Origin of the sequence: Streptomyces griseoruber, assembly GCF_001514205.1 — a bacterium.
Lineage (GTDB): Bacteria > Actinomycetota > Actinomycetes > Streptomycetales > Streptomycetaceae > Streptomyces > Streptomyces griseoruber.
Window position 1 is genome coordinate 51,016 of the sequence record NZ_KQ948767.1, and the last position, 24,955, is coordinate 75,970.

A 24,955-nucleotide genomic window follows, 5' to 3' on the forward strand; every position below is an offset into this window, starting at 1 on the left:
CCACCTCGTGGTGTACGACACGCCGGACGTCGTCTACATCGACAAGGTGGAGAACGAGACCAACGTCCGGATGGCCTCCCGGGTCGGCAGCCGGGTCCCCGCCTACCGCACCGCCGTCGGCAAGGCCATCCTCGCCTGGCTGGGCGAGGAGGAGGTCCAGGCCGTGGTCGCCGCCGGGATGCCGCCGGTCACCCAGCACACCACCACCGACCCGCAGCGGCTGCGCGCCGAACTGGACCGGGTCCGGCGGCAGGCTACGCCATCGACGACCGCGAGAACGAGCCGGAGGCGCGGTGCGTCGCCGCGCCCGTCTTCGACCACACCGACGCGGCGGTCGGCGCCGTCAGCGTCTCCGGCCTCACCACCCGGATGACTCCGGCGCGGGTCCGCGAGGTCGGCCCGATGGTCGTACGGACCGGCCTGGAGATCTCCCACGTCCTCGGCTCGCCCCGGGTGCGGGACGCCAACGGCCACTGACACCGACATCCAGGAGCGCGAGCATGGAAACGTCCACGGCGTCGACGTACGCCTTTGTGGAGGACCTGCGTGCGGAAGGCACCGCCGCCGTCCTCGACCGGGTCCTCGGCACCTACGGCTGCGACACCCTCACCGTCGCCGCCGCCTACCACCGCGCCCGCGACGTCACCCCGCACGGTCCGGCCCGGGTCACCCTGCGCCGTGACGGCGTCCACTTCGTCCCGCCCGCCGACCTGTTCGACGGGCTGCGGCTGACCCCGCCCGTGCAGACGGGCGCCGAGCACGAGCCGCTGCGCGAGGCCCGGCGGCTGACGGCCGAGCGCGGCGCCGCGCTGCACGGCTGGACGGTCTTCCTGCACAACACCACCCTGGGTCTCGCCCACCCCGACGTACGGGCGTACGCCGTGGCCCTGGCCCGCTCGGTGGCCCGGCCGGGGGTGGACGCGGTGGTCGCCGAGTCCCTGCACTACGGCACCTTCGGCCACGGCTACCACCACGAGCGCAGCTTCGTGCAGCTGGGCCCGCTGGAGGAGTTCCTGCTGGGGCTGTGCTTCTGCGAGCACTGCGTGCGGCGCGCCGCGGACGCCGGCGCGGACGCCGGCGCGGCCCGCGCCCGGGCCGGGCAACTGGTCGGCCGGGTGCTGGACGGCGCGCCCCCCGGTGCCGGTGCAGGTGCCGGGGAGCTGCCGGACGCCGTCGCCGCCTACGTCCGTACCCGGGCCGGATCCGCCACCTCGTTGGCCGCAGAGGTCGCCGCCGCGGTGGCCGACGAGGGCTCGCACCTCGTGTTCCTCGATCTGACCGGCGCGGTGAAGGGCTACGCGGACGGTCTGCCGACGGGACCGCTCGCCGCCGACGAGGCCTGGCGCATCGGAGTCGACCCGGCGGCCGTCGGCGCGGTGGTCCCCGGCTACGCGCTCCTCGCCCACGCCCGGGACGCCGAGCGGGTCGCCGCCGACGCCGCCGCCTACCGGGCCGTACTGCCGCAGCCGTGCACCCTGCGCGCGGTGCTGCGCCCGGGCGCGCCCGACACCGTCACCGCGGAGCACCTGAGAGAACGGACCGCGGCGGCCACCGGCCCCGGCCGGGCCGACGCGGTGGACTTCTACCACTACGGGCTGGTCCCGTACCCGGTGCTGGACCGCATCCCGGTGGCGCTGAAGCGGTAGACGCGCACCACGGGGGCGGGCTCATCACGCCCGCCCCCGGGCCCACGTCAGGTGTCAGACGTCGACGATCCGCCACCGCTCCTCGTCCGCGTTCTTCCACTGCCGGGTGACGACCTGGTAGTCCTGGGAAGGCAGCTCGTAGGCGTCGAGGAACCGGCTGTTGCTGGCCTCCTGGATCGTGTAGGTGCCGTTGGTGGACGGCAGGATGATCCAGGCCTGGGTCGCGTCGTTCTCGGCGGTGCGGGTGACGACCCGGAAGTCGTCGCCGGACCCCTGGTAGGCGTCGAGATAGCGGCCGTTGCTCTGCTGCTGGATCGTCGAGAGGCCGTTGCTCAGGTCGGTCAGTATCCAGTGCTGGGTGCTGTTGTTCTGGAACGGCCGGGTGACGACCCGGAAGTCGAGGCTCTCGATCTCGTGCGCGTCCAGGAACCGGTTCGTGTCCGCCTGGGTGATGGTGACGACGCGCTGGGACACGATCGTCGGCGCGGCGGCGGGCGCGGCCTGGGCGAGGCCGGCCGGAGCCAGCAGCGCGGTGGCGGCCAGCGCCGACGTCAGGGCGGCACCCCGCAGGAGTCCGCGCCCGCGGTCCCCCCGTCCCGGCCCCTTCGTCCCCGTCTCTTCCATCCTTGACTCTTCCATCCCCGTGTCTCCCGAAGTCGTGGTCGTCGTGGTCACGAACGAGCGTGCCGGTCGCGTCGGCGCACGGCTTGAGTAACCGCTACTCAGCCCTGCGGACGGGCGGTGAGCGGTTCCGCCCCCAGCGTCCGGGCCAGTTCGCGGCGGGTCGTGACGCCGAGCTTGGCGTAGGCGCGGTGGAGGTGGTTGTCGACCGTGCGCACCGACAGGGTGAGGGCGCGGGCGATGTCGACGCTGGCGTTGCCGACGGCCGCGAGCAGGGCGACCTCGCGCTCGCGGGCGGTCAGCGGCGCGGCGGCGCCGGCGGTCGTCAGCAGGGGGGTGCGCGCGCCTTCGCAGCGCGCCACCGCCGTGGCGGCCCGGCGCGCGGCCGCCGCGGCCCGGCGGGGTTCACGGGCCCGGTGCCAGGCGGCAGCGGCGGCGGTGGCCGCCTCGGCGGCGAGCAGGTCCGCGCCGACGGCCTCGCACGCGTCGGCGGCCCGCAGCAGCCGCTCGGGACGGTCCGCGGCAAGTGCGTGAGCCAGTTGTGCACGGGCGGGGACGAGCTCCCCGTCGCAGACGCGTGCCAGCCCGGTGAGCCGGTCCGCGACCTGGCGGGCCCCGCCGAGCCGGGCCACATCCGTCAGCAGCAGTGCCTCCCCGGTGACATGCCCGGTGGCCCGGGCGGTGCGGGCGGCGGCGAGGAGCACCGAACGGGCCTCGCCCAGCCGTCCCGCGGCCGCCAGCAGCCATGCCTCCCCGAGGCGCTCCTCGCCGGCCGACAGCAGGCCCGGCTCGGGCGTGGCCAGCTCCCGGTGCTCCGCCAGCGCCGTCTCGGCCGCCTCGGGCTCGCCCTGTACGGCCGCGCAGGCGGCGAGACCGGCCAGGACCAGACGCAGGGCCATGGCGTGGTCGAAGGTGCGGGCCAGCGCCGCCGCCTCGGCCCACCAGCGGCGCGCGGTCGCCGGCCGGCCCGCCAGCCACTCCGTACGGCCGAGCAGGACCGCCAGCCACACCCGCACCACCGAGTCGGCGGCGACGAGTTCGGCGTACGCCGATTCGCCCGCCCGGCGCGCCTCGGCCGGGCGGCCCGCCTCGGTGAGCGCGAGGACGAGCGGGATGCGCTGGAAGGCGGGATGGGAGGCCAGGGCCCGCTCGTCGACCCGGCGGTGCCCGGCATGGGCGCGCTCCGCCCAGACCACGGCCTCATGGGTGCGGCCCACCAGGGCCAGCCCGGCGGGCTTCATCCAGGCGCCGCGCAGCCAGGCGTCCACGTCGGAGGCGTCGCCCACGTCCGTCTCCAGGTCCTCCAGCAGGGCCAGCCCCTGCGCGGGCAGACCGGCGGCGATCCGGATGAAGCCCTCGTTGATCTTGAGTTTGCGGCGGTCCACGGGACGCGTGATCCTCGCCAGGGCGGCGTCGTTGGCCGCGAGCGCCTCGGCGACGGGGGCGTTGCTCCACAGCAGGTTCGTCGTACGGACCAGGGCGACCGCCAGCGTCTCGCGCTCGCCGTCGGCGAGCCGGTCCGCGCGGGCGAGCACGGTCTCGGCCTCCGCCCAGCGGCCCATCTCGAAGAACGCGTCGCCGAGCAGCGAGCGGGTGGCGGTGGTGTGGCGGTCCTCGGGCACGGCCTGAAGGAGCGCCACGGCCCGGGCGTAGTCGTGGGCGTGCCGGGCGAGCACCGCGGCCTGGGTGAGCAGGGCGGGGTCGGCGGTGCCGGTGGCGGCCAGCCGCCAGGTGGCGATCCGCAGCGGGTCACCACGGCGGCGGGCGCCCCGGGCCTCGGTGCGGGCCACCTGCTCCAGCAGCAGGGCGCGACGGCGCAGCACCGGCAGTCCCGCGCGCAGGACCTCGCCGTACAGCGGGTGGGCCAGGGACACGGTGGTGCGTCTGCGCTCCTGAGCGACGCGGATCAGCCCGGCCCGCTCCAGGGCCGCCACCGCGTGCGGCGCGGCGACGCTCTCGGCGTCGGCGAGCGGCAGCGGCTCGCACAGCGCCAGCAGCTCCAGGACGGGCCGTCCGGCGGGGTCGGCGCCCGCCAGCCGCGCGCCGACCACCTCGGCCAGCCGCGCGGTGCCGGGCAGCCGGCCCTCGCGCAGCTGCCAGATCTCCCCGTCCTCGGTGAGGTCCCCGGCGGCCAGCGCGCCGAGGACCAGCTCGCGCAGATACAGCACATTGCCGCCGCTGGCGGCCGACAGCTCGTGCACCGTGTGCCGGGCGACGGGCCTGCCGAGCGCGGCCGCGAGCAGCTCTCCGGTCCGCCCGGGGTCCAGCACGGCCAGGTCGACGCGGCGCACCGCGTCCCCGCCGGTGAGGGCCGCGACGGCCTCGCCGTACGGCTCGCCGGTGCGGACCGTGCCGATCAGCCGTACCGCGCCGGCGTCCATCAGCTGCCGCAGCAGCACCGCCGAGGCCGGGTCCAGCAGATGCAGGTCGTCGACGAGCAGCACCCGCTGAGGCTCCCCCCGGCCCGTGGCGAGCTGTGCGGCGACCGCGGCGAACCCCGCGACCGGGTCGCCCAGGTCCACCCCGGCGGGCAGCAGATGCGCGATCGCCCCCAGCGGCACGGCACCGGCCGCGGCGGTCGCGGTGGCCCGGCCCACCCGGGACCCGTCGGCCGCGGCCCGCTCCAGACACTCCTCGGCCAGCCGCGACTTGCCGACCCCCGCCGCCCCGTACACGAGGAAGCCCCGGCACGTGCGGTCCTGCGACGCCGCGGTGAACTCCTCCAGTTCCCCCTCGCGTCCCACCAACGGCCACCGTCCGACCCGATACCGCACCACGGCTCCCCCCGGAACGACATGACACGCGCGAACACCCCGTCCGGCCAGCGTAGGAAGCCACCGCCCGCACGCCCAACCGGCGCTCCGGGCGACCTGCCCACGCAGTCCCGGCCGACCCACCGATAGCCTGCGTCGTCATGACGCGCGCTCGGATCCTGCCGATTCTGCTGGTGGTCTGCGGCTCAGCCGGTGCGACCGGACTGCTCTTCGGGGGAAACCCCGGCGCAGCCACGGTCTTCCTGCTGGTGTTCGCGCTCCTCGCCGGCCTGAACTCGCCCCTGGTCTTCCCGAGATCGATCGGCGCGGCGGAGGCGCGAGACCGCAGCGCGGTCGACCACCGGCCCGTCGTCTACTGGCGGCCGGGCTGCACGTACTGCCTGCGACTGCGCCTCCGACTGGGGCGCAGCGCCCGCCGGTTGCACTGGGTCGACATCTGGCGCGACCCGGCCGGAGCGGCGGAGGTGAGGGCGGCCAACGAGGGGAACGAGACCGTGCCGACCGTCGTCGTCGCCGGCCGGCCCCACACCAACCCCGATCCCGCGTGGGTACGCGCACAGCTCCCCCCTTCCGGGTGATCAGCGGCGGCTCGTCACCGGCTCGGTCCTCGGGAGCGGACCCGTCCGGCAGGCAGGGCCGGGCAGGCGGGCGAGCGATCGGGCGTGCGGTAGGTTGCCCGCCATGACCGGACTCGGAGCCGTCGCCTGGCCACCTGCCCCGGTGAGGACCGAACGGCTCGTGCTCCGTGCGTCCGGGGCCCGGGACCGTGCGGCGTTCATCGAGCTGTTCGCCTCGCCGGAGGTGGGCACCTACATCGGCGGCCCCCGACCACGTGATGAACTCGAGCGCGCGGTGCCTGAGGTGCCCGGGCGGCGCCCTGGCTGCTTCGTGATCGATCTCGAGGGAGCGATGGTCGGGATGGTCACGCTCGATCGGCGCGATGCGGAACGCCCCGGGCACGTCCGTCCGGAGGGCGGGGAGGCCGAGCTCGGTTACCTGTTCCTGCCGGAGGTGTGGGGACGCGGGTACGCCGCCGAGGCGTGCGCAGGGGCGCTCGACTGGTGCGCCGACGCCCTCCCCGGCGAGCCGGTGGTGCTCTGCACCCAGACCGCCAACGACCGCGCGATGCGCCTCGCGGCGAAGCTGGGGTTCATCGAGGTCGAGCGGTTCGAGGAGTACGGCGCCGAGCAGTGGTTCGGCGTGCGGCCCACGGTCTCGCCGAGCGATGTCGACCTCCTGCCGCTTCACCGGCACGGGGGCTTGCGGCTCAGGTGACCGTGTGAAGCGTCACGGGCGCGGGCGTCAGGGGCCCACATGCACGTAGGGGGCCCACAGGGCCGCGGCGTCCGGGCGGGTGCGGCGGAGTGCGGTCACCACGTGGTGGAGGGCGCGCGCGGATCGGTCGGCGTGTGGGCCGTCGGCATCGGTGACCCGTCGGTAGAAGGCGTCGGCGAGGTCGGGGGCCCGGCGGTCGCTCACGGCCCACTGTGCGGCGATGACGTGCCGGAATCCGGCCATCTGGAGTGCTCCGGCCAGATGGGCCGCCTCGTCGGGCAGATCGATGTCCCCGGTGGCCGTCTCGCAGGCGGAGAGGTAGGCGAGGTCGGCCTCGGCCGGGCCGAGGCCGGCGATCTCGGTGGCGGTGACGGCGCCTTCCCGTCCGTCGCCGGCGTCCCGGCAGCGGAGCAGGGCGCCTCCTTCGGAGGACGGCAGCTGTTCCGCGTGGCCGATGAAGTGCAGCCACCGGGAGTCGCGCAGGGCTGTGAGCACGCCCTGAGGGGTCGCCCGGTCACCCGGCAGGAGGTCGGCCCCGGGCAGGTGGGTGAGGACCCGTCGGGCCTCCTCGTCGGCGTGCCGCAGCAGCCGGTCCTGCTCACCCGGACGGGGCACGCAGACGATCAGCGGGGGAGCGGCGCGTCGCTTCTCCGCGGCGGACCCCGGGGGTTCGCAGGCGGTGACCGCGGCCCCGGAGGCACGGGACTCCGACAGCGTGCGCAGGGTGACCGTGTAGGAGGAGATCCAGCGGTCCGGCAGCCACGTACCGTCGGGGAGCCGGGCGGCATGCAGCGGGAGGAACGCGGCCTGGCCCGTGGGGCACCACCACAGCCGGGGCAGCCGGTCGGAGGGGGCGGCGCCGTTCGGGTCCGAGGGGGCCGCGGTCGCGCCGGCCTCCTCGAGGCCGGGTAGCGAGTCGAGGGCGCTGAGGACCGGCGCGGCGACCCGGGCGCCGAGTTCGGCCAGGACGTCGCCGACGAGCGGATGCGCCGCTGCGGGATCGTCCTCGGCGAGAGCGGCGGCGCGATCGAGCCTGCGGGCGAGTTTGCCGGCGTACTCCGGGCACAGACCGGGCAGCGGGACCACGGTGATCCCGCTGGGGAGCACGATCAGGGCGTCGCTGCGGGTGCGGGCGCAGTTGACGACGACGACCGGCCCCTCGGCGCCCGCCCGCAGCAGTTCCGGGGTGTGCGGCCCGGTCAGGAACGGCAGGCCGGTCTCCTGCCGGACGGTCCTGACCAGGGCGTCCCATTCCCGCTCGGCGGCGCGCTGCGGATCGGGCTCGAAGGGCGACGGCCCGCCGGTGCCGGCGGTCTCGTCCGCGGCGTGGTCCAGGGCCTGGCGTGCCCGGTCCAGGCGGGTCAGGAGCTGTGGGCGGTGCGAGCGCAGCCACCGGCGCTCGGCCCGTCGGTCGAGGGTCTGGCGCAGCAGCACACCCCGCCCCTGTTCGAGCAGTTCGAGGGCGAGTTCGGGGGCGCCGGTGTCCAGCGCCGCCGCCGCGGCATCGCCGCCGATTCCGGCGAGGGCCGAGAGGATGTGCTCGCGGTCGGTTCGCGGCAGCCCGTGCCAGGCGGCGGCCGGCAGGAGCGCCAGGGCCGCGCGGAACTGGGTCAGTGCGCGGTCCGGACGGTTCAGGGTGGCCTCGGCCCGTGCCGCGCCCAGTGCGGCGAGCACCCGGTCGAACGGGGGCGCCGCGGTGATCCCGGCGGCCTGTTCGTACAGGGTGGCTGCCTGTTCGAGGTCCGAGCGCTCGCCTGTCAGGTCGTGCAGTTCGCCGAGCACGCCCGCGTGGGCGGTCAGGGGGCGGATCAGGTCCCGCTCGGGCCCGCCGGACGCCACCAGCCTCCGCAGGGCTCGGGCCTGGGCGCGCTCGCTGCGGCGCAGCACCACCTCGTCCCGCTCGAACTCGCCCTGCTGGCGCAGCAGCAGGGAGTCCAGCTCGGTCAGCCGCACGCCGAGGGCACTGGAGCGGCGGCCGGTCCGCCGCAGCGCGCCGATGAGCCGGCGGGCGGCTTCCAGGTCCTCGGGGTCATGGCGGTGCCGGTAGCGGAGCGTGTGAGCGGCGGCGAGGAGAAAGGACGTCTCGGCGTGCTCGGGGGCGGACGGGTCCAGCAGGGCCAGGGCCCGCCGGTGGGCGCCGATGGCCTGCCGGATGTGGGCGTCGTCGCGGGTGCGGCCGTAGAGGTCGACCAGGGAGACGGCCCGTACCGGCAGCAGTCCGGGAAGCAGGGCCGGCTCCTCCGCCTCGGCCAGCCGTACGGCCTGCGTCTCGTGGGCGAGGGCGGCCCGCAGGTCGGCGAGGGAGTCCTCCGCGGAGTAACGGGCGTGCAGGGCAAGGGCGGTGGCGGTGAGCAGCGCAATGCGGTGGACGGCGGGCGGCGGTGCCGCTTCGGTGCCTGCGGCGCGGCCCCCTTCCTCGACGTCCCGGTCGTCGACGGGTTTCCCGGGGCCGCCGAAGCTCGCCGTTGCCGTGGCGGACGTGCGCAGGGCCTCGGTCAGGTGGTCCGGGTCGCCGGTGGCCTCCCACAGGTGGGTCAGGACCGTGGAGAGGACGGCCCGGTGCAGGAGGCCCTCGGCATCCCCTTCGGGAAACGCGGCGACGGCGCGGCGGGCGGCGTCGAGTGTCTCGGCGGCGGTCTCCGGATCGGTGGCCCACCCGGAGTCGGTCCGCAGGGCGCGGACCAGCAGGCCGAGGCCGCGTCCGTGCTCGGGGTCCCCCGGGGCGGTGGCCGCCACCGCCAGCCGGATCAGGACGAGGGCGCTGGCGAGCGCGCCGCGGGTGCCCGTGCCGTTCTCGGCCGCGCGGACCGGGGCTGCGGCACACCGCCTCCAGAAGGCGGGCCCGCCCCGCAGGTCGGACTCCGGTACTCCGGCGACCGCGGCCCGCAGCGAGGCCAGAACCGGTGGCGGGACGCTTCCCGGATGGTCCTGGAAGAGCAAGGTGAAGTAGGCACACGCACGCGCGAGTTCGTCGTCCGCGTCCGTGCCGTCGAGGAGCTCGCACCGGAACCAGTGGAAGGTGCCGAGCAGATGCACGTCCGGTTCGTGCACGCGCCAGCCGGGCGGACGGGGCTGCGGGCTCACGGCGACGGCGGCGGCCTGCCGTGCCTCCGCGGTCGCGCGCGGGTCCAGCAGGCCCCCGGGGTCGTCGGTGCCGGCGATGTCGGCACCGGAGGTCGCGTCCGTGCGCGGAGCGGTGTGGAGATCGATACGGCGGCGCAGTGGGAGGGCCTGCCGGGACGGCTGCCGCCCTTCGGGGGCGGCCGAGGGCACAGGTACCGGAGGCCGCGGGTCTCGCCGGATCCCGAGGCGGGCGGCCATCCGGCGCAACCGCCCGACGGAGGCGGGAGGGGGAGGGTCTTCCGGACTGCTGATGAGGGCACGTCCTCTCGTCATGCGCGGCGGCGCGAGCGGGTGCGGAGGCGGTCCGCGAGGTGGGTGAGAGCGACGGCCGCGACCGCTGCTCCGAGCGCGGGCAGGGGCTTCGACGCGTGACCGGCGAGTTGACAGCCGGCAGCCACCGCGAGCCATCCGGCACCGGCCGCGGCGGCGGCGAGCCCGGCCCGGTCGACGCCCGCGGACCGGGCGAACGGATCGTCGGCGCCGGACCAGCGCAGAACCGTCCCCGGAAGGGCCACGGCCAGCCCGAAGAGCAGCACGATGACAGGGGGCTGGAGCGGCGTCGGCAGCGGGACCTGGAACCCGAACGCCTGGATGGCGGTGAGCGCCATCAGCACACCACCGATCACCGCCCCCTGGACTTGCAGGAGTTGCTGGCGCCGACTGGTGAGGCGCTGGGTGACCAGGCCGTCGGTGACCCGGGCGATCTCGTCGGCCCGCTGCCGCACCACGTCCAGGTGGGCGGCGGTGTCGTCGAGGGCGGCCAGCAGCAGGTCCGCCGCGAGGCGGTCGCCTTCGCACAACGCTCCCGCCCCCGCTCCCGCGCCCTCGCCCTCGGCACGGGCCATCGCCGCCACCGACGCCTCCACTCCCCGGCGCATGATGCGGATCCTGCCGAGGGCGTCGATCAGCCCGGCGGAGCCGCCCTGGATCCAGGCCAGTTCCGTGGAGGCGCGGACCAGAGCGCCGACGGGCAGGGTGCCGCCCAGCACCTCGGGATGCAGGGCCGTCACCCGCTCCACGGCCTGCTCCACACGGGTGCGGGCGGTGGTCAGCGGAGCCAGGGCGGCGGCGTACACGGCCTCCTGATGACGTACGGCGGCTGCGTGCAGGAGGTAGCGGGTGAGGGGGACCGGGCGACCGGTTCCGTCGGACCAGGTCCATGCGTCGAGCGGTTCCCGTCCGCCGTCCGGGGCCAGGGCGAGCAGGCGCCGTTCGGCGCCATGACCGCCGGCCCCGATCTCCCGCAGGGCCGGACCGGGCTCGCCGAGGGGCCGGTGGACGGGCCCGGGCACCGCGGCGACGGCACCCGCCGGCAGCTGCTCACGCAGGACGCCGACGGCGTCGTCGGCGTCGGCGGGAACCAGAGGGGCGTGCGGGCACACGCCCCGGTACACACGGACGGCCCGCAGGACCCCGGAGACCGCCGCGTCCTGCGGCACCAGGGGGACGGCGGCCTGCCACGCGGAGTCGGCGTCCGCCCAGGCGCGGTCGCCGCCGCAGGTGAGCACCACGGTCACGCCGACCATCTCGTGCACGGCGTAGAGCACGGCCTGGTAGTCGCCCGAGCGAGCGCTGTCCTCGGCCGCGGCCAGCACCCGGAAGGCGGAGCCGGTTGCGGCGATCGCGGCCGGCAGGTCGGCGGGCGGATCCGCCGGCACGCCGGCGAGGGCGGGAGCGTCCATGCCGAACCGGTCGCGGCAGGCGGCCCAGACCGCCCTGAGGTGGTCATGCGCAGGGCTGTCCGGTGTGCACCGGGCGGAGGAGTAGAAGACGTGCACCACCATGTCGCGCTCACGCGGACCGGCCCGCATCCGTTCCCCCTCCCTGCCGGGGCGTGCGGCGCGTGGCGTCCGGGGACGAGGAGGAGGCGGCGGGAGCGGGCGCCGCCGCGCCCGGCACCGGATCACCGGTGAGGGTCGTCAGGGTGGTGGCGATGTCATGGACCAGGCCATGCGCGTTCTCCTCGACGGAGGCGGGGGCCGCCACGGGAGGCTCGGAGAGCCGTCGGGCGCGCAGGTCCGCGCACAGATCCTCCAGCTCGCCCGCCCACTGCCGGACCTGGGCGGCATCGGGTACGCGTCCGGAACGGACGCCCGACCGGGCACGGTCCAGGACGTCGGCGATCCGCCGCCACCGGCCCTCGTCGCATTCGGCCCGCAGGACGTCCTCGGCCTCCGCTTCCAACTGCCGCAGCGCGCTGATGACATCGCGATCCACTCGGCCCCCTGTCCTCGCGCCGCCCCTTCACGGCTCACCATGATTCGCCCACGACGTCCTACCCACCCGGCGAACAGCCGAAAATCCCCCCAAACACCGGAAGCCGCGTCCTGCGCATGCCGCTCCGGCTCAGCAGACCGTCGTTCCGAGCTTCTCGACGTCGGCCAGGCGCTGTGCCGTGTGGTGGGCCATCGGGCGGACCTGGAGGCTGGTGACTCCGGCTGCCCGGAACGCCGCGAGCCGTTCGGCGACGTACGAGGCGGGGCCGATCAGTGAGGTCGCCCGCAGCAGGTCGGCGAGCACGGCGGCCGCGGCCTCGTCCTTGCGGCCGGACAGGTACAGCTCCTGGACGGTGGCCGCCGCGCCCCCGAAGCCGTAGCGGCGGGCGAGGTCGTTGTGGAAGTTCTTGCCGGGTGCCCCCATCCCGCCCAGATACAGGGCGAGTTGGGGCCGGACGAGGCCGATCAGGTCCTCGACGTCCTCACCGATGGCCAGCGGCGGGGAGACCACCACGTCGAGCGCGCCGCAGGCGGGGTCCCGCCGGGCCGAGCCCTCGGCCAGCGCCGGGCCCCGGACCTCGGCCGCTCGCTCCGGGTGGAAGAACACTCGGGAGGGCAGAGCGCGGGAACGGTGAGCGTCGTCCCGCGGGGCGTCCTGCCGGTTCATCCCCGGACGGTGACGCGCAGGGGCGCCCGGAAGGACAGCAGGCCGAGCATCGGCGGCTCGTCGCCTCCTCGCCCTCCTGACGCTCCGTGCCCTTCTTGCGCTCCTCGCCCTTCGTGCCGTCCCACTTCGGGCAGTCGGCCGGCTGCCGCTCGCAGGGCGATCGCGGCCTCCGTACGGGCCAGGGACGCCCCTGGGCAGCGATGGCGGCCGGCCCCGAACGCGAGATGGTGACGGATGTTCGGCCGGTGCGGGCACATCCGCGCCGGGTCGGCGAAGACCTCCGGGTCGGATCCGCTGCCCAGCAGCATCAGCAGGAGCCGCGCTCCCGCGGGGAGGCTCACTCCGCCCAGCTCGACCGGTCGGGCGGTGACCCGGCGCCAGGTGGTGACGGGCGGTTCGCGGCGCAGCACCTCCTCCGTCCACGCCTCGGCCAGACCCCTCTGGTGGGGCAGGAGCCGCCAGAGGCCCGGCTCGGTGAGTCCTCGCCGCAGCACCGTGGCGATGAGCTGGCCGGTCGTGGACTGGCCCGCGATGAACACGAAGAAGCACGCGGCCACGGCGGTACGGGCGTCCAGTGGCTCGCCGTCGGGCAGGCGGTGGCGGGCCAGGGCCCCGACGAGCGAGTCGGGTGGGTGGCCGCCGTCGCTCACCGTGGCGGTCAGCCACCGGTGGAACGCGCCGACGAGCTCGGCCAGTTCGCGCTGCCGCTCGGGCGTGGGGCGGCCCCAGAACAGTTCCAGAGACGCGTCGCTCCAGCGGATCAGCGTCGCCGGGTCGACCCCCTGGATGCCGAGGAGCTCCATGAGCACCCGGCAGGGCAGAACCTGCGCGAAGGAGCCGAACAGGTCGCAGCCGCCGGTGGCGTCGAGCTCGGACCGCGCGGTGTCCAGCAGTTCGTCGGCGATGCGCTCGATGGCCGGTACGGCCGCCGCGACGCGTTCCGCGTGGAAGAACCGGGTCACCAGGCGCCGTAGTCCCGCATGGCTCGGACCGCCGTTGTTGGCGAGCGCGGGCGGGAGCGCGAAGCCGGCCCGGGCGAGTGCGCGCAGCGCCCCGACCGTCAGCGGGGTGACCGCGTGCAGGGCGTTGTCCGGGTGGAACCCGGCCGGGTCGAGCAGCACCCGACGGATGTCGTCGTAGCGGCTGACCAGCCACAATCCGGTGGCCGGATCGTGGTGCACGGGGGACTCGGAGCGCAGTACGTCCAGCCAGGGGTACGGGTCCCGGACAAAGCCGTCGCCGAACAGGTCGAGCAGATCGAGCAGCCCGCGGCGGGACCCCGGGCCGGCCCCGGAGTTCGCGCCGCCGACTGAGCGGGTGTCCAGAGCCGGGGAATTCACGGGCCGGACGCTAACACGCCGGGGCACGGACCCCGGCTTCACTGTGCCCGGCGTCACTCGATCGCCCACCGGAGACCGCAGGACCGTATCGCCCGGCGAGCCGTCGTCACGTCAGCCCGCGCCGCATCCCGTCGGCGACGACTTCGCCGACCAGGACGGCCCCGGCCGCCGGCCCCCGCAGCGGGGGTGTCGGCAGGATCGAGGTGTCCGCGACCCGCAGACCGGCGACGCCCTGCACCCGCCCGTAGGGGTCGACGACCGCCCGTTGATCACCGGCCGGCCCCATCGGCACCGTGCCGCACGTGTGGTGGGACGTGCCCGGACGCCCGAGGATCACCGGTCGAGCCGCCGGTCGTCGTCCAGCGTTGCGGCACCCCGTTCCGTGAGCCCGGCGGAGACCTTCCCGAAGCCGGCTGGGGCGACCAGCTCGGCGGTGACGCGGACCGCTTCGCGCAGGCGCCGCCGGTCGCCCGCGGTCGACAGATAGCCGTAGTCGAGGCGCGGAGGCGTCGCGGGATCGGCGGACCGCAGACGCATCCGGCCGCTCAGCCGCGGTGTCTGGACGGAGACGACGGCGCCGTCGAGGTCGGCGTCGGCGCGGACGAGGGTGGCCGACTTGCTGCCGAGTTCCAGGACGACCTTTGACGATGTTCAGCACGGCCGGCGGGAGCCCGGCGGCGTCGGCGAAGTCGACGATGAGCAGGGACTCCAGGGGAGTGGCGGGCGCCGGCTTCAGCACGGCGGTGCAGCCCGCGGCGAGCGCCGGGATCACCTTCATCACGCTGAGGAAGAAAGGGAAGTGGTAGGCCGGGATGAGGGCGCACACGCCGAACCCCTCGCGGCGAAGCACCCCTGGGGAGATCCCGATGCCCGCCGCGATCGTCGGATCCATCGGGCGCTCCCGGGCGAAGGCCGGGACACCCGCTCGGCCATGTCGCGCAGATGTGTCACCGGGACCCGCCTCTGGAGGGTCTCGGCCGGCGCGCGCACCGAGCCGGCCTCGGCCATGTTCACGGCCACGATCTCGGGCGGTCTGCTCTCCATCGCCTCGGCGGTGAGGAGTCGGGGACCTCCGCGATGGTCTCCTCCGTCGCCGGATTGCGGACGGACAGCGAGGCGTCCGACCGGCCGTCGGTCCGGCGCCCGTCGATGTAGAGCTGCGAAGAGAACGAGTGCGCCGTCGTCATGTGCCGTCTCCTGATCTCTGCCATCACGTCAATTTGAGGGTACTTAATTGCGTACCGGAGGAAAGGTTGTCGCGTTGTCGGCCGCACGTCAGCGATCTGTCAGGCTTTCTCCCCGTGGTCCATCAGTGATTCCGAATGCTGAATCATTGACTAGACCGATCGGTACAGCTAACTTCGGCACCATTCGGGGGGTGGGTTCTGCCGCGAACGACGAGGTTCGAAAGAGGTACCGCCTGTGTTCAAGGAATTTGTGGTGTCCGGCGACTCGCACATCATCGAGCCGGTCGATCTCTTCAAGACGCGCCTGCCGAAGCAGCTGCGCGAGCGGGCCCTGTGGGAAGAGGAGTTCACCCTCGACGAGCCGATCGTCGAGGGCGGCCACACCGAGTTCAAGAAGCTGCACACCATCGGGTACGACGGCTGGACGATCTCCAAGTACCGGCAGTTCGGCGGCGCGACCCCGGACGGCGAGCCCGACCACATCCTGCGGGACATGAACCTCGACGGCGTCGACGCCTCGGTGATGTTCCCCAACCTGTCGCTGTTCGTGCTGTTCACCGACGATCACGAGCTGTCGATGGCCCACGCGCGGGTGTGGAACGACTACATCGCCGAGCGGTTCCTCCGGCACAAGGACCGGCTGCGCCCGACGGCGGCGGTCCCCGTCACGGACATCCCCGAGGCCGTCGCCGAGGTCGAGCGGTGCGCGCGTATGGGCCTGGGTGCGATCCTGATCCCCGAGACCCCTCCGGTGCCGTACGCCGCACGGATCTACGACCCGCTGTGGGCCGCCGCCCAGTCGCACGGGATGCCGGTGTTCATCCATGTCGCCACCGGCGGGGTGAAGACCAGGGAGAACACCTCGGAGACGGCGCTGACCGTCCGCCAGATGATGATGGCCGTCACCATGGGCAAGGGCCAGCTGACCGACGACATGGTCTCGGGCCGGCTGCAGAACGCCGCCGCCGGGTTCGCGAGCCCGCAGCGCATCATCGCCGACCTCGTCGGCGGCGGCGTCTGCGAGCGGTACCCGAACCTGCACTTCAACCTGATCGAGTTCAGCGCCGGCTGGCTCGTCTCCTACATGGGCTTCATGGACAAGTCCTTCCGGACCGGCATCGGCCAGGACGCCGACTGGTGGCTGGGTTTCTGGGACGACAGCCGTTCGCCGAAGGACCAGCCCGCCATGGGCCGGCTGTTCACCATCAACGAGAAGTGGCCCTACCCGCTCAAGCCCAGCGAGTACATCCAGCGCCAGATCCACGTCCAGTTCGCGGACGACCCGACGGCGGTCAAGGCCCGCGGCATCACCGGCATCTCGACGATCATGTGGGGCAACGACTACCCGCATGCGGAGGGCACCTTCCGCAGCAGCGCGGACTGCATCGCGTACAACTTCGACGAGACGGTGTCCGACGAGGACCGCGCGGCCATCCTGGGCGGCACCCTCGCCGACGTCGTGCACTTCGACAGGAGCAGGAAGCTCGCCACCGTCCCCCAGGACGCCTGACCCGCGCGGGAGCGCCGCCGGCCGCGGAGCCGTCACGCTCCGCGGCCGGCGGGGCGCCGGTGCGGCGGTCGGTCAGTCCGGCACGGCGCCGATCAGCTCCAGGGAGGCCAGGGCGTACGCCGCCCGTCGTCGCCGGCTCACCAGGAAGCCCGGGGCCGCGAAGTAGCCGACGTCCCGGGGCGGCGAACCGGCCCGGCGGGCGAGGGCCTCCTCGGCGTCGGCGGTCGTCCCGCACACCGCGATCCCGCTCGGTATCTCGTCGGTGACCGCCCGTGCCGTGCCGTCGGTGTCACCGGCCCGGAACGCCGCCCGGAGCCGGTCGACGGGCTCCTGCCACCCGTGGTGGGCGACGAAGAGGTCGTACGTCCTGACGGTGAGGCAGAAGGCGATCATGCGCCGGGCGTCGGCGACGGCGCGCTCCGGTGCGGAGTCGTCCACCGCGGTGATGATCCAGCCGCGTTCGAGCGGACGCGCGCCCTCCCGGTCGCCGTCACCGGCGCCGCCGTCACCCGCGCCGTCGTCCCTCGGGAGCCCCAGCCCGCGCTCGGCCACCTGCGTCCGCAGGATCTCGTTCGCCCCGCCCGCGATCGTGTACGCGCGGGAGTACAGGTGGGCGTCCTGCCATCACCCGCCGGCCACCGCCTGCGGGTCGTCCTCGACGAGCAGTCCGTCCACGCCCTGCACGCGCAGACCGACGTCGGCCAGATCGTGGTTGAGTTCACTGAAGAAGATCTTGCCCAGCAGGGCGTCGACGGGCCCTTCCGTGCCGTGCGGCATCCGTGACTGGGCGAGCCCGATGAGCGCGCCGTTCACCTGCACCCGTGCCGCGAGCTCCCCGATCGTCTGCCGGGTGGCCGAGTCGTCCCACGCGGGCCGGCCGCCGATCCGGGTGTCCTCCGCGAGCCGGACCGGGTCCTCCAGCACGGCGAACAGCCCGGCGCCGCGCGCGGCCACCCCGGAGCGTTCCCGGCCGAGGCTGCTCAGGGCCACCCGCCAGCCGTCGTTCGCCCGCGACGTGCTCCCCGTGTACGAGGACTGGCGGCGCGCCGCTCTGGAGTACGCCCGCGCGGGCGTCCCCCTGGGCGGCCTGCGCACCCATCTCGACGTCGTCGTCCCGTACTTCCTCGGCCTCGCCGACGCCGAGCAGCGGGACCGCTGGTTCCCGGGGCCGGCCTCGGACGAGCTCTGCACCGCGATCGCGATGAGCGAACCGGGCACGGGCTCCTACCTGCTCGACGGCGCCAAGACCTTCATCACCGGCGGCCACCACGCCGACCTGGTGATCGTCGTGGCCCGCACCGCCACCGACCCCGACGACCGGCGCGCCGGGCTGTCCCTGCTCGTGGTGGAGAAGGGCACGCCCGGGTTCACCGTCGGGCGCAGGCTGGAGAAGATCGGACTCCCCGTCCAGGACACCGCCAAACTGTCCTTCGACCGACGTCCGGGTCCCCGTCGCCGACCTCCTGGGCGAGGAGGGCGCCGCCTTCACCCTCCTCGGCCGCAACCTGACCCAGGAACGGATCGCCATCGCCGTCGGCGCCGTCGCCCAGACCCGCGCCGCGATCGAGCTGACCGTCGCGTACGTCCGCGACCGTACGGTCTTCGGCCGATGTTCCTGGACGCGGCGGTCGAGGCGCTCGTCGCCGGCGAACTGAGCCCGGGCGACGCGGCGAAGACCAAGCTGTTCTGCACCGAGACCCAGGGCCGCGTGGTCGACCGCTGTCTGCAACTGCACGGCGGCTACGGCTACATCCTCGAGTCCCCGATCGCCCGGCTGTACGCCGACGCGCGGGTGACCCGCATCTACGGCGGCACCAGCGAGGTCCTGAAGACCATCCTCAGCAAGTCACTGGGACTGTGACCCCCGTCCCGTGAGGAGTCGCACATGACCATCGACGGTTCATCGGCGCTGGTCACCGGGGGTGCCTCCGGACTCGGCTGTCGGGCGCGCCGTCCGACGGTCGGCGCGCCCGACGTGCGGAAGAGCGCGAGGGGTTGGCGCGGGATCAGGTCCCGGGCCAACCCCTCGCACAGGGGCGTCCGTCGTTCAGACGGTGGCGACCGGTGTCAGCGGACTGCCCTGTGTCCCCGGCAGGTTGAGCGGGGGAGCGGTGAGCAGGAAGCGGGTGCGGCGGTGCTCACGCAGCCAGGCGGCGAGGTCGTGCAGGTACCACATCTCGCCCATCGGGACGCCCAGCTTGAACAGGCACAGGTGGTGCAGCGGGAGCAGGGTGTGCGGGCCCTGGGCCTGGGTGACGCCGACGCCCTCGATCGCGTAGTTGTCCGACGCGATGGCGGAGATCTGCGACTCGGCGATCCAGTTCAGCAGGTCCGGGTCGTCCGCGTCGAGGTAGGCGGCGGTCCGGTGGATGGCGACCGGGTCCGGGTTCTTCTCCCAGGCGAGGACCTGGGTGGCGAAACCGGTGTGGACGAGGAGGATGTCCCCGGGTTCCACGACGACGTCGTCCGCCGCCATGATGTCCTGGAGCTGCTTGAAGTCGACCGCCTGGAAACCGGTGCCGAGGTGGTGCGCGATGTCGATGAGGACACCGCGGCCCTGGACCCCGTGCTCGGCCATCTTCTCCAGGCCCAGGTGGCGGGCGAAGCCGAGGCTGCCGCTGCCGTCGCCCTTGGCGTCCGGCCGGGGGCCGACGATGTCGGCGCCGGGCCGGAAGCCGTTGTAGTAGATGGCCTCGGCCACCCCGTCCCCGTCGGCGTCGAACTCGGCGCCCTGGTGGGCGAGCGAGTCCCACTGGGTCGAGTACTGCAGCCAGAGGGTCACCACGTCGTCGGACCAGACGTCGATGAGGTCGGGCGAGAAGTGCTCGCTGGCCTTGATGTTGTAGAAGACGTCCTGCTGGTGCTGGAGGTCCTCGGTGGGCCTGAGGATCGGCGGATAGCGGCGCTGGTTCAACGACGTGCCGCCCGGATAGTCCAGCGGCAGGCTCAGGCTGAACGTGATGCCGTGCTCGACTTCCCGGACTCCCTGGAGGACCTTCTCGGGGGTCAGCAGGTTGATCCGCCCCAGCTCGTCGTCCTCGCCGAAGTCTCCCCAGGTGGAGCCCGGTGGGCGCTGCTTCCAACGCTTGCTCACGGTAAAACGCCTCCTCGGATCACGGTCCCCGTTGACTGCTCTCCGCATGCTAGGGAGATTGTACCGTTCGGTCAACAAGTCTTATTGCCCGGTAGGGAGGCTTCATATTGCCTCTATCCAGGCAATAGACTGACTGGTCGAAACAGCTGTCCAACGTCTATCCCATGGAGGGGCGCAATGAGCGAATCCACACAGGCGTGGGTCGCGGCGGGCGTGCGGGCCGTGATCGGGGCACACACGCAGGCCCAGGACGCCGGCCGCACCGACGAGATCGTCGCGCTGTACACACCCGACGCGGTTCTGGAGCTTCCCGGCACGGACCCCCTCCAGGGGCACGACGCGCTGCGCGCCGCCTTCAAGGGGTGGGAACCCACCCTGCCGCAACTGCACCTGGTGACCAACACGGTCGTCACGTCCACCGGACCCGACGAGGCGACGGCGGTGAGCGACGTGCTCTTCCTCCAGCGCGGTGAGGCCGGCTGGGCCCCGCAGGTCGTGGGCCGCTACGACGACTCGTTCCGGCGGGTCGGCGGAGCCTGGCTGCTGCGGCGCAGGAAGACGACCTACCAGGTGTAGCGACACCCGAAGTCCTACCTTCCGCCCCCTTCGATCCTGGAGTGAGATGAGTACGACCTCTGCCGACGCCGAGGTGTCGGTCGCCGCCGCCGTGCAGTCCGCCGTCGCCGCCTACGCGCAGGCGCTGGACGCCGGCCGCAACGACGACATCGCCGACCTCTTCGTGCCCGACGGTGTCGCCGAGATAGCGGGCGTGGCCACCTTCGAGGGCCGGGACGCGATCCGGGAGGGATACGCGGCCTTCGCGCCGCCCCTGCCGCAACTGCACCTGACCGCCAACACGGTGGTCACCTCGTTCGCGGAGGAGGAGGCCACCGCGGTCAGCGATCTGGCCTTCCTCCAGCGCGGCGAGTCCGGCTGGGCGGTGGCGCTGGTCGGCCGGTACGACGACACACTGCGTCTGCGCGACGGTGTGTGGAAGTTCCGGCGTCGCGTCACGACCTTCCAGCCCTGAGCGCATCCGCGCCGGCCGGGACGCCCATGCCTCCTGATCCACAGGCGGCACGGGCGTCTCCCCGCTCAGGCCTTCGAGGCCGGGGCCTTCGGTTCCTGGTCCGTCGCTTCCTGCTCCGTCGAGCCCTGGCCTGTGGGGAAGCCGGAGGCCGGGAGGCCCTTCCCGACCGACTCGCGGATCGGCACCTGGAGCTTCCAGCGGCCCGTCGGGTTCAGCAGCTGCTTGATCGCCTTGCCGGGGATGTCGGCCTCGTGGAAGTAGCTGCTCCCGGACGGCCTCGGTCGCCTTCGGCTACTGGGAGAACAGGTAGCCGTAGTACGTCGACGAGGCACTGCTCCGCCGGGCCCGTCGTCGTCGTTTCGCCATGTGCTCCCCGGGTTCGTGTCACGGAGGTGAATCTCACCGGTAAGCATTGATTGTACCGACCGTCTGGTCTAACTTTCGCTCAGGGATGCGAAGCCGCACGACTGGAGTCCGTCATGAGTGACAAGAGCGCCGAAGAAGCCACCGATCTGCGGGCCGCGGGCTGGAGGGCCATGCGAGCCGCCCTGCCCGGCGTGTTCCCCGAGGGGGACATCGATCTGCGGGACGGCCGCCTCGGCGAGGACCTCGTCGACATCGGTCTCACCAGTGTGTGGGGGGCGCTGTGGGGACGCGAGGGCCTCGCCCCGCGCGATCGCAGTCTGGTCACGCTCGGCATCCTCATCGCCCTGGGGGCGGAGACCGAGCTGAAGACCCATGTCCGTATCGGGCTGACGAACGGTCTGACCCAGGACGAGATCGCCGAGGTCATCTACCACTCCAGCGGCTACACCGGGTTCCCGCGGGCCGTCGCCGCCCGCACCGCCGCCCGCGAGGCGCTGGAGGGCTGACCGCCCCCGGCCGGGACGCACAGCCGTCCCGACCCCACACCGAGCACACGAGGAGCACACGCATGTCATTGCAGGGAAAGGTCACGGTCGTCACCGGCGGCGCGCGGGGGATCGGACGCGGGATCGCGGCCGTGCTCGCGGCCAAGGGGGCCGCCGTGGCGGTCTGGGACCTCAACACCGAGGGCGCCGAGAAGACCGCCGCGGAGATCCAGGCCGCGGGCGGGACTGCCGTCGCGGTGGGCGGCGACGCGGCCGACGCCGAGGCCGTCGCCCGCTCCGCGGCACTCACCCGGGAGGCGCTCGGGCCGGTCACGATCCTCGTCAACAACGCGGGGATCACCGCCTACGAGCCGTTCACCGGCATCAGCGAGTCGTCCTGGGACCGCATGATCGCGGTCAACCTCAAGGGCCCCTTCCTGGTCACCCGGGAACTGGTCCCCGACATGCTCGAGGCGGGCTGGGGGCGGATCGTCAACATCTCCTCGTCGTCCGCCCAGACCGGCGCGCCGGCCATGGCGCACTACGCGGCCTCCAAGGGCGGTGTCATCGGCCTCACCAGGGCACTGGCGGTCGAGTACATCGAGAAGGGGATCACCGTCAACCACGTACCGCCGGGGTTCATCGACACGCCCCTGGTGCGCCAGGGCCCCATCGACGTGGAGGCGGCCGCCGCCACGATGCCGATGAGGCGCGCCGGCACACCCGAGGACGTGGCGCACGCGGTGGCCTATCTCGCCTCCGAGGAAGCGGGCTATGTGACCGGCCAGACGTTCAGCGTCAACGGCGGTCGCTACCTCGTCTGACCAGCCCTGCGCGAGGACGTGAACGGCGTGGTGGGCGACTCCCGCTGTGGAACATGCGCAGCAGGCCCGGGTGCGCCGCCAGGAGATCGTCGGCGGCCCCCTCACCTTCGCCCCACCCACTGAACTATCAGGAGAGATCCCCATGAAGGTTGTCGTCGACGAGGAGAAGTGCGTCGCCGCCGGACAGTGCGTGGCCGCCGCCATGGACGTGTTCGACCAGCGCGAGGAGGACGGCATCGTCGTCCTCCTCGACGAGAACCCGCCCGCCGCACTGGCGGAGGACGTGCGCAACGCCGCCGCGGTCTGTCCCGCGCTGGCGATCCGCATCGAGGAATAGACCACGAGACCCCCCACCGCTGGAGGAATATCCATGGCCGAGTCCGACACCCGGCAGGCTACCGAGGAACGGCTCTACTTCTACCAGGACGACCGGGACACCACATGTCCGTTCGCCCCGCCACCCGGTCTGCGCGCCCTCAACGACCACGCCCCGGTCACCCGGGCGCGGATCTGGGACGGCAGCACCCCGTGGCTGGTGACCGGCCACGCCGCTCAGCGCGCCATCCTGTCCGACCCCCGAGTGAGCTCGAACGACAAGCTGGCGGGGTTCCCGTACCCGAACAAGGCGATGGCGGAGACGGCCCATCACCACCCGCTCACCATCTTCAACGCGGACGGCGCCGACCACACCCGCATCCGCCGCATGATGACCCGGCCCTTCACCCGCCCCCGGATGGAGGCGCTGCGGCCGCAGATCCAGCAGTTCACCGACGAGCTGATCGACACGATGCTCGCCGGCCCCAAGCCGGTCGACCTGATGCACGCGCTGTCGCTGCCGCTGCCCTCCCTGATGATCTGCGCGCTGCTCGGTGTGCCGTACGAGGACCACGACTTCTTCCAGGAGCACGCCTCCTTCGCCACCCGCAGCGACAAGACCACCGAGGAGCAGCAGGCGGCGAACCAGGCCCTCGGCGGGTACCTGGCCGGACTGCTCCAGAAGAAGATGGGGGAGCCCACGGAGGACGTCCTCTCCGACTTCGCGACGCGGATCAAGGACGGCGACCTCACGCTGCCCGAGGCCACTCTGCTCTCCATGATCCTCCTGATCGCCGGGCACGAGACCAGCGCCAACATGATCACGCTGGGTACCGCCCTGCTGCTGGACAACCCCGGACAGCTGGCCCGGCTGCGCGAGATCGACGACACCCGCGACGTCGCGAACGCGGTCGACGAGATCCTGCGCTACCTGACCGTCGCGACGTTCGGCCAACGGCGCATCGCCGCCGAGGACTTCACGTTCGAGGGCGCGGACATCAAGGCGGGCGACGGCATCATCGTCCCGCTGCCCGCCGGCAACTGGGACCCCGAGGCCTTTCCCGAGCCGGAGAAGCTCGACCTCACCCGCAAGGCGAACCACCACCACGCCTTCGGCTGGGGCATCCACCAGTGTCTCGGCCAGCAGCTCGCCCGGATCGAGCTCCAGGTCGTCTTCGGCACCCTCTACCGCCGCGTCCCGACCCTGCGGCTCGCGGTCGAACGCGACGCGCTCGCGTTCCGCCCGGCCGACGCGCTCGCCTTCGGCATCGGCGAGCTGCCGGTGACCTGGTAGTCCGCCGTCGCGCGGCGCCGCAGGCGCTCCACCGGTCCCGTTCGCACGGACGGGACCGGTCGTATCCGCATCCGCATCCGTATCCGCATCCGCATCCGCATCGGCAGGACAACAGGAGTAACGCATGAGCGAGTTCAGCTTCGAAGGCCGGGTCGCGGTCGTCACCGGCGCGGGCCGGGGGATCGGCCGGGCCCACGCCCGTCTCCTGGCGGCGCGCGGAGCGAAGGTCGTCGTCAACGACCTGGGCGGATCCATGGAGGGCGACGGCGCCGACGCCGGCCCCGCGCAGAAGGTCGTCGACGAGATCGTCACGGCGGGCGGCGAGGCCGTCGCCGACACCCACGACGTCTCCACGGCGGCCGGCGGTGAGGCCGTCGTCGACACCGCGATCGAGCACTTCGGCCGCATCGACGTCCTCGTCAACAACGCGGGGATCATCCGGTGGGCCGGACTGCCCGAGGTCGACGCGGAGAACCTGGAACGCCATCTCGCGGTGCACCTCGTCGGCTCGTTCAACACGCTGCGCGCCGCCTGGCCGCACTTCGTCGGGCAGCGGTACGGCCGTGTCGTGCTGACCACCTCCAGCGGCATGTTCGGACTCGACAACAACCTGTCGTACGCGGCGGCGAAGGCGGGCACGGTCGGGCTGGCCCGCAGCGCGAAACTGGCCGGCGAACCCCATGGGATCAAGGTCAACCTGATCGCGCCGGCGGCCATGACCCGGATGGGCGGCGGTCCCGAGGAGGAGCCGGCCGAGCCGGTCGCGGGCATGCCGTACATGCCGTCGGACGCGGTGGCGCCGATGGTGGCGTACCTGGCGCACGAGAGCTGCCCGGTGAGCGGGGAGATCTACACGGCCGGCGCCGGCCGCTTCGCGCGCCTCTTCCTCGCCTCGACCGAGGGGTACGTCCACCGGGGCGGCCCGGTGACCGTCGAGGACGTGGCGGCGAACTGGGACGCCGTCAACGACGAGAAGGACTACTACGTGCCGTCGGACCTGATGGACTGGTCGGGCGCGTTCCTCAAGCACCAGTTCGGCGCGATCGCCGACGCCGCGAACGCGTAGGCGACGGCACAGGCACCGCGCGGACGTGTCCCGGCGGGGCCGACCGGTTCTGGACGGCCCGGTGCACGAAAGCGGCGGCGTCCAGGATCGGCCCGCGGTGTTCGCGCGGCATGACGGTCCGC

Annotated in this window: 24 protein-coding genes and 3 pseudogenes; 13 read left to right on the forward strand and 14 right to left on the reverse strand. The window is 73.5% G+C overall.

Features of this window, described 5'->3' with window-relative positions:
- Nucleotides 1–10 precede the first annotated feature (10 nt).
- Together AQJ64_RS15470 and AQJ64_RS15475 are read left to right on the forward strand one after the other, a co-directional pair.
- Nucleotides 11–477, forward strand: a pseudogene (locus AQJ64_RS15470) (IclR family transcriptional regulator).
- 23 nt (nt 478–500) lie between these two features.
- Nucleotides 501–1,646 carry a hypothetical protein gene (locus AQJ64_RS15475; protein ID WP_055632704.1) on the forward strand — a complete coding sequence of 382 codons (1,146 nt, stop codon included), beginning with the start codon at nt 501–503 and terminating at the stop codon, nt 1,644–1,646.
- Between the two features lie 54 nt (nt 1,647–1,700).
- Here the strand turns inward: AQJ64_RS15475 and AQJ64_RS15480 are convergent, their stop codons facing one another.
- Both AQJ64_RS15480 and AQJ64_RS15485 read right to left on the reverse strand, forming a co-directional pair.
- Nucleotides 1,701–2,270, reverse strand: a complete 570-nt coding sequence (locus AQJ64_RS15480) for an RICIN domain-containing protein (protein ID WP_055632705.1) — start codon at nt 2,268–2,270, stop codon at nt 1,701–1,703.
- Nucleotides 2,271–2,368: 98 nt separating this feature from the next.
- Nucleotides 2,369–5,011, reverse strand: a complete 2,643-nt coding sequence (locus AQJ64_RS15485) for a LuxR C-terminal-related transcriptional regulator (protein ID WP_240512529.1) — start codon at nt 5,009–5,011, stop codon at nt 2,369–2,371.
- A gap of 170 nt (nt 5,012–5,181) precedes the next feature.
- Between AQJ64_RS15485 and AQJ64_RS15490 the strand changes: the two genes are divergently transcribed.
- On the forward strand, nt 5,182–5,619 hold the full coding sequence (locus AQJ64_RS15490; RefSeq protein WP_055632707.1) for a glutaredoxin domain-containing protein: 438 nt from the start codon (nt 5,182–5,184) through the stop codon (nt 5,617–5,619).
- 103 nt (nt 5,620–5,722) lie between these two features.
- Nucleotides 5,723–6,316 (forward strand): GNAT family N-acetyltransferase, encoded by a 594-nt coding sequence (locus AQJ64_RS15495; protein WP_055632708.1) that lies wholly within the window; start codon nt 5,723–5,725, stop codon nt 6,314–6,316.
- A gap of 27 nt (nt 6,317–6,343) precedes the next feature.
- On the opposite strand, the gene AQJ64_RS15500 is transcribed toward AQJ64_RS15495, so the two are convergent.
- The 9 genes and pseudogenes from AQJ64_RS15500 to AQJ64_RS50080 all read right to left on the reverse strand — a co-directional run bounded on the left by AQJ64_RS15500 (nt 6,344) and on the right by AQJ64_RS50080 (nt 14,849).
- Nucleotides 6,344–9,589, reverse strand: coding sequence for a CHAT domain-containing protein (locus AQJ64_RS15500; RefSeq protein WP_055632709.1), 3,246 nt, complete (start codon nt 9,587–9,589; stop codon nt 6,344–6,346).
- A gap of 119 nt (nt 9,590–9,708) precedes the next feature.
- Nucleotides 9,709–11,250: a CATRA conflict system CASPASE/TPR repeat-associated protein gene (locus AQJ64_RS48000; RefSeq protein WP_055632710.1), complete on the reverse strand. Its 1,542-nt coding sequence runs from the start codon at nt 11,248–11,250 to the stop codon at nt 9,709–9,711.
- On the reverse strand, nt 11,231–11,656 hold the full coding sequence (locus AQJ64_RS15510) for a CATRA system-associated protein (protein WP_055632711.1): 426 nt from the start codon (nt 11,654–11,656) through the stop codon (nt 11,231–11,233). Before AQJ64_RS15510 ends, AQJ64_RS48000 begins: the two co-directional genes overlap by 20 nt.
- A gap of 129 nt (nt 11,657–11,785) precedes the next feature.
- Entirely contained in the window at nt 11,786–12,322 is a 537-nt protein-coding gene (locus AQJ64_RS15515; protein WP_079061684.1) for an LLM class flavin-dependent oxidoreductase, read from the reverse strand.
- Nucleotides 12,319–13,662: a cytochrome P450 gene (locus AQJ64_RS15520; protein WP_099053906.1), complete on the reverse strand. Its 1,344-nt coding sequence runs from the start codon at nt 13,660–13,662 to the stop codon at nt 12,319–12,321. Before AQJ64_RS15520 ends, AQJ64_RS15515 begins: the two co-directional genes overlap by 4 nt.
- Before the next feature lie 106 nt (nt 13,663–13,768).
- Nucleotides 13,769–13,999: a GMC oxidoreductase gene (locus AQJ64_RS51715; RefSeq protein WP_055632712.1), complete on the reverse strand. Its 231-nt coding sequence runs from the start codon at nt 13,997–13,999 to the stop codon at nt 13,769–13,771.
- Nucleotides 13,996–14,199 (reverse strand): GMC oxidoreductase, encoded by a 204-nt coding sequence (locus tag AQJ64_RS51720; RefSeq protein ID WP_055632713.1) that lies wholly within the window; start codon nt 14,197–14,199, stop codon nt 13,996–13,998. Before AQJ64_RS51720 ends, AQJ64_RS51715 begins: the two co-directional genes overlap by 4 nt.
- 157 nt (nt 14,200–14,356) lie before the next feature.
- Nucleotides 14,357–14,554, reverse strand: a pseudogene (locus AQJ64_RS50770) (aldehyde dehydrogenase family protein); the annotation flags it as partial.
- Nucleotides 14,555–14,672: 118 nt separating this feature from the next.
- A complete protein-coding gene (locus AQJ64_RS50080; protein ID WP_206189644.1) occupies nt 14,673–14,849 on the reverse strand; it encodes a hypothetical protein in 177 nt (58 codons plus the stop codon).
- A 253-nt stretch (nt 14,850–15,102) separates the two neighbouring features.
- Between AQJ64_RS50080 and AQJ64_RS15535 the strand changes: the two genes are divergently transcribed.
- Entirely contained in the window at nt 15,103–16,359 is a 1,257-nt protein-coding gene (locus AQJ64_RS15535) for an amidohydrolase family protein (protein WP_206189645.1), read from the forward strand.
- Nucleotides 16,360–16,431: 72 nt separating this feature from the next.
- On the opposite strand, the gene AQJ64_RS15540 is transcribed toward AQJ64_RS15535, so the two are convergent.
- Nucleotides 16,432–16,911, reverse strand: a complete 480-nt coding sequence (locus AQJ64_RS15540; RefSeq protein WP_240512530.1) for a hypothetical protein — start codon at nt 16,909–16,911, stop codon at nt 16,432–16,434.
- Between the two features lie 72 nt (nt 16,912–16,983).
- Nucleotides 16,984–17,349, reverse strand: a complete 366-nt coding sequence (locus AQJ64_RS49050; RefSeq protein WP_240512531.1) for an acyl-CoA dehydrogenase family protein — start codon at nt 17,347–17,349, stop codon at nt 16,984–16,986.
- On the opposite strand from AQJ64_RS49050, the pseudogene AQJ64_RS15550 reads away from it, so the two are divergent.
- Nucleotides 17,336–18,220, forward strand: a pseudogene (locus AQJ64_RS15550) (acyl-CoA dehydrogenase family protein). The gene AQJ64_RS49050 and the pseudogene AQJ64_RS15550 overlap by 14 nt on opposite strands.
- Before the next feature lie 186 nt (nt 18,221–18,406).
- Here AQJ64_RS15550 and AQJ64_RS15555 read toward each other — a convergent pair.
- The gene (locus AQJ64_RS15555; protein WP_055632715.1) at nt 18,407–19,453 is read right to left on the reverse strand and encodes a cyclase family protein; all 1,047 of its coding nucleotides are present in this window, start codon (nt 19,451–19,453) and stop codon (nt 18,407–18,409) included.
- Between the two features lie 177 nt (nt 19,454–19,630).
- Between AQJ64_RS15555 and AQJ64_RS15560 the strand changes: the two genes are divergently transcribed.
- The 7 genes from AQJ64_RS15560 to AQJ64_RS15590 all read left to right on the forward strand — a co-directional run bounded on the left by AQJ64_RS15560 (nt 19,631) and on the right by AQJ64_RS15590 (nt 24,833).
- Complete coding sequence (locus AQJ64_RS15560) at nt 19,631–20,029, forward strand: nuclear transport factor 2 family protein (RefSeq protein WP_055632716.1); 399 nt, start codon at nt 19,631–19,633, stop codon at nt 20,027–20,029.
- Between the two features lie 46 nt (nt 20,030–20,075).
- The gene (locus AQJ64_RS15565) at nt 20,076–20,483 is read left to right on the forward strand and encodes a nuclear transport factor 2 family protein (RefSeq protein ID WP_055632717.1); all 408 of its coding nucleotides are present in this window, start codon (nt 20,076–20,078) and stop codon (nt 20,481–20,483) included.
- 479 nt (nt 20,484–20,962) lie between these two features.
- Nucleotides 20,963–21,355, forward strand: coding sequence for a carboxymuconolactone decarboxylase family protein (locus AQJ64_RS15570; protein WP_055632718.1), 393 nt, complete (start codon nt 20,963–20,965; stop codon nt 21,353–21,355).
- A 62-nt stretch (nt 21,356–21,417) separates the two neighbouring features.
- Nucleotides 21,418–22,158 carry an SDR family oxidoreductase gene (locus tag AQJ64_RS15575; protein ID WP_055632719.1) on the forward strand — a complete coding sequence of 247 codons (741 nt, stop codon included), beginning with the start codon at nt 21,418–21,420 and terminating at the stop codon, nt 22,156–22,158.
- A gap of 142 nt (nt 22,159–22,300) precedes the next feature.
- Nucleotides 22,301–22,495: a ferredoxin gene (locus tag AQJ64_RS15580; protein ID WP_055632720.1), complete on the forward strand. Its 195-nt coding sequence runs from the start codon at nt 22,301–22,303 to the stop codon at nt 22,493–22,495.
- Nucleotides 22,496–22,528: 33 nt separating this feature from the next.
- Nucleotides 22,529–23,767: a cytochrome P450 gene (locus AQJ64_RS15585; RefSeq protein WP_055632721.1), complete on the forward strand. Its 1,239-nt coding sequence runs from the start codon at nt 22,529–22,531 to the stop codon at nt 23,765–23,767.
- Nucleotides 23,768–23,891: 124 nt separating this feature from the next.
- Nucleotides 23,892–24,833, forward strand: coding sequence for an SDR family NAD(P)-dependent oxidoreductase (locus AQJ64_RS15590; RefSeq protein ID WP_059202716.1), 942 nt, complete (start codon nt 23,892–23,894; stop codon nt 24,831–24,833).
- Nucleotides 24,834–24,955: the final 122 nt, after the last annotated feature.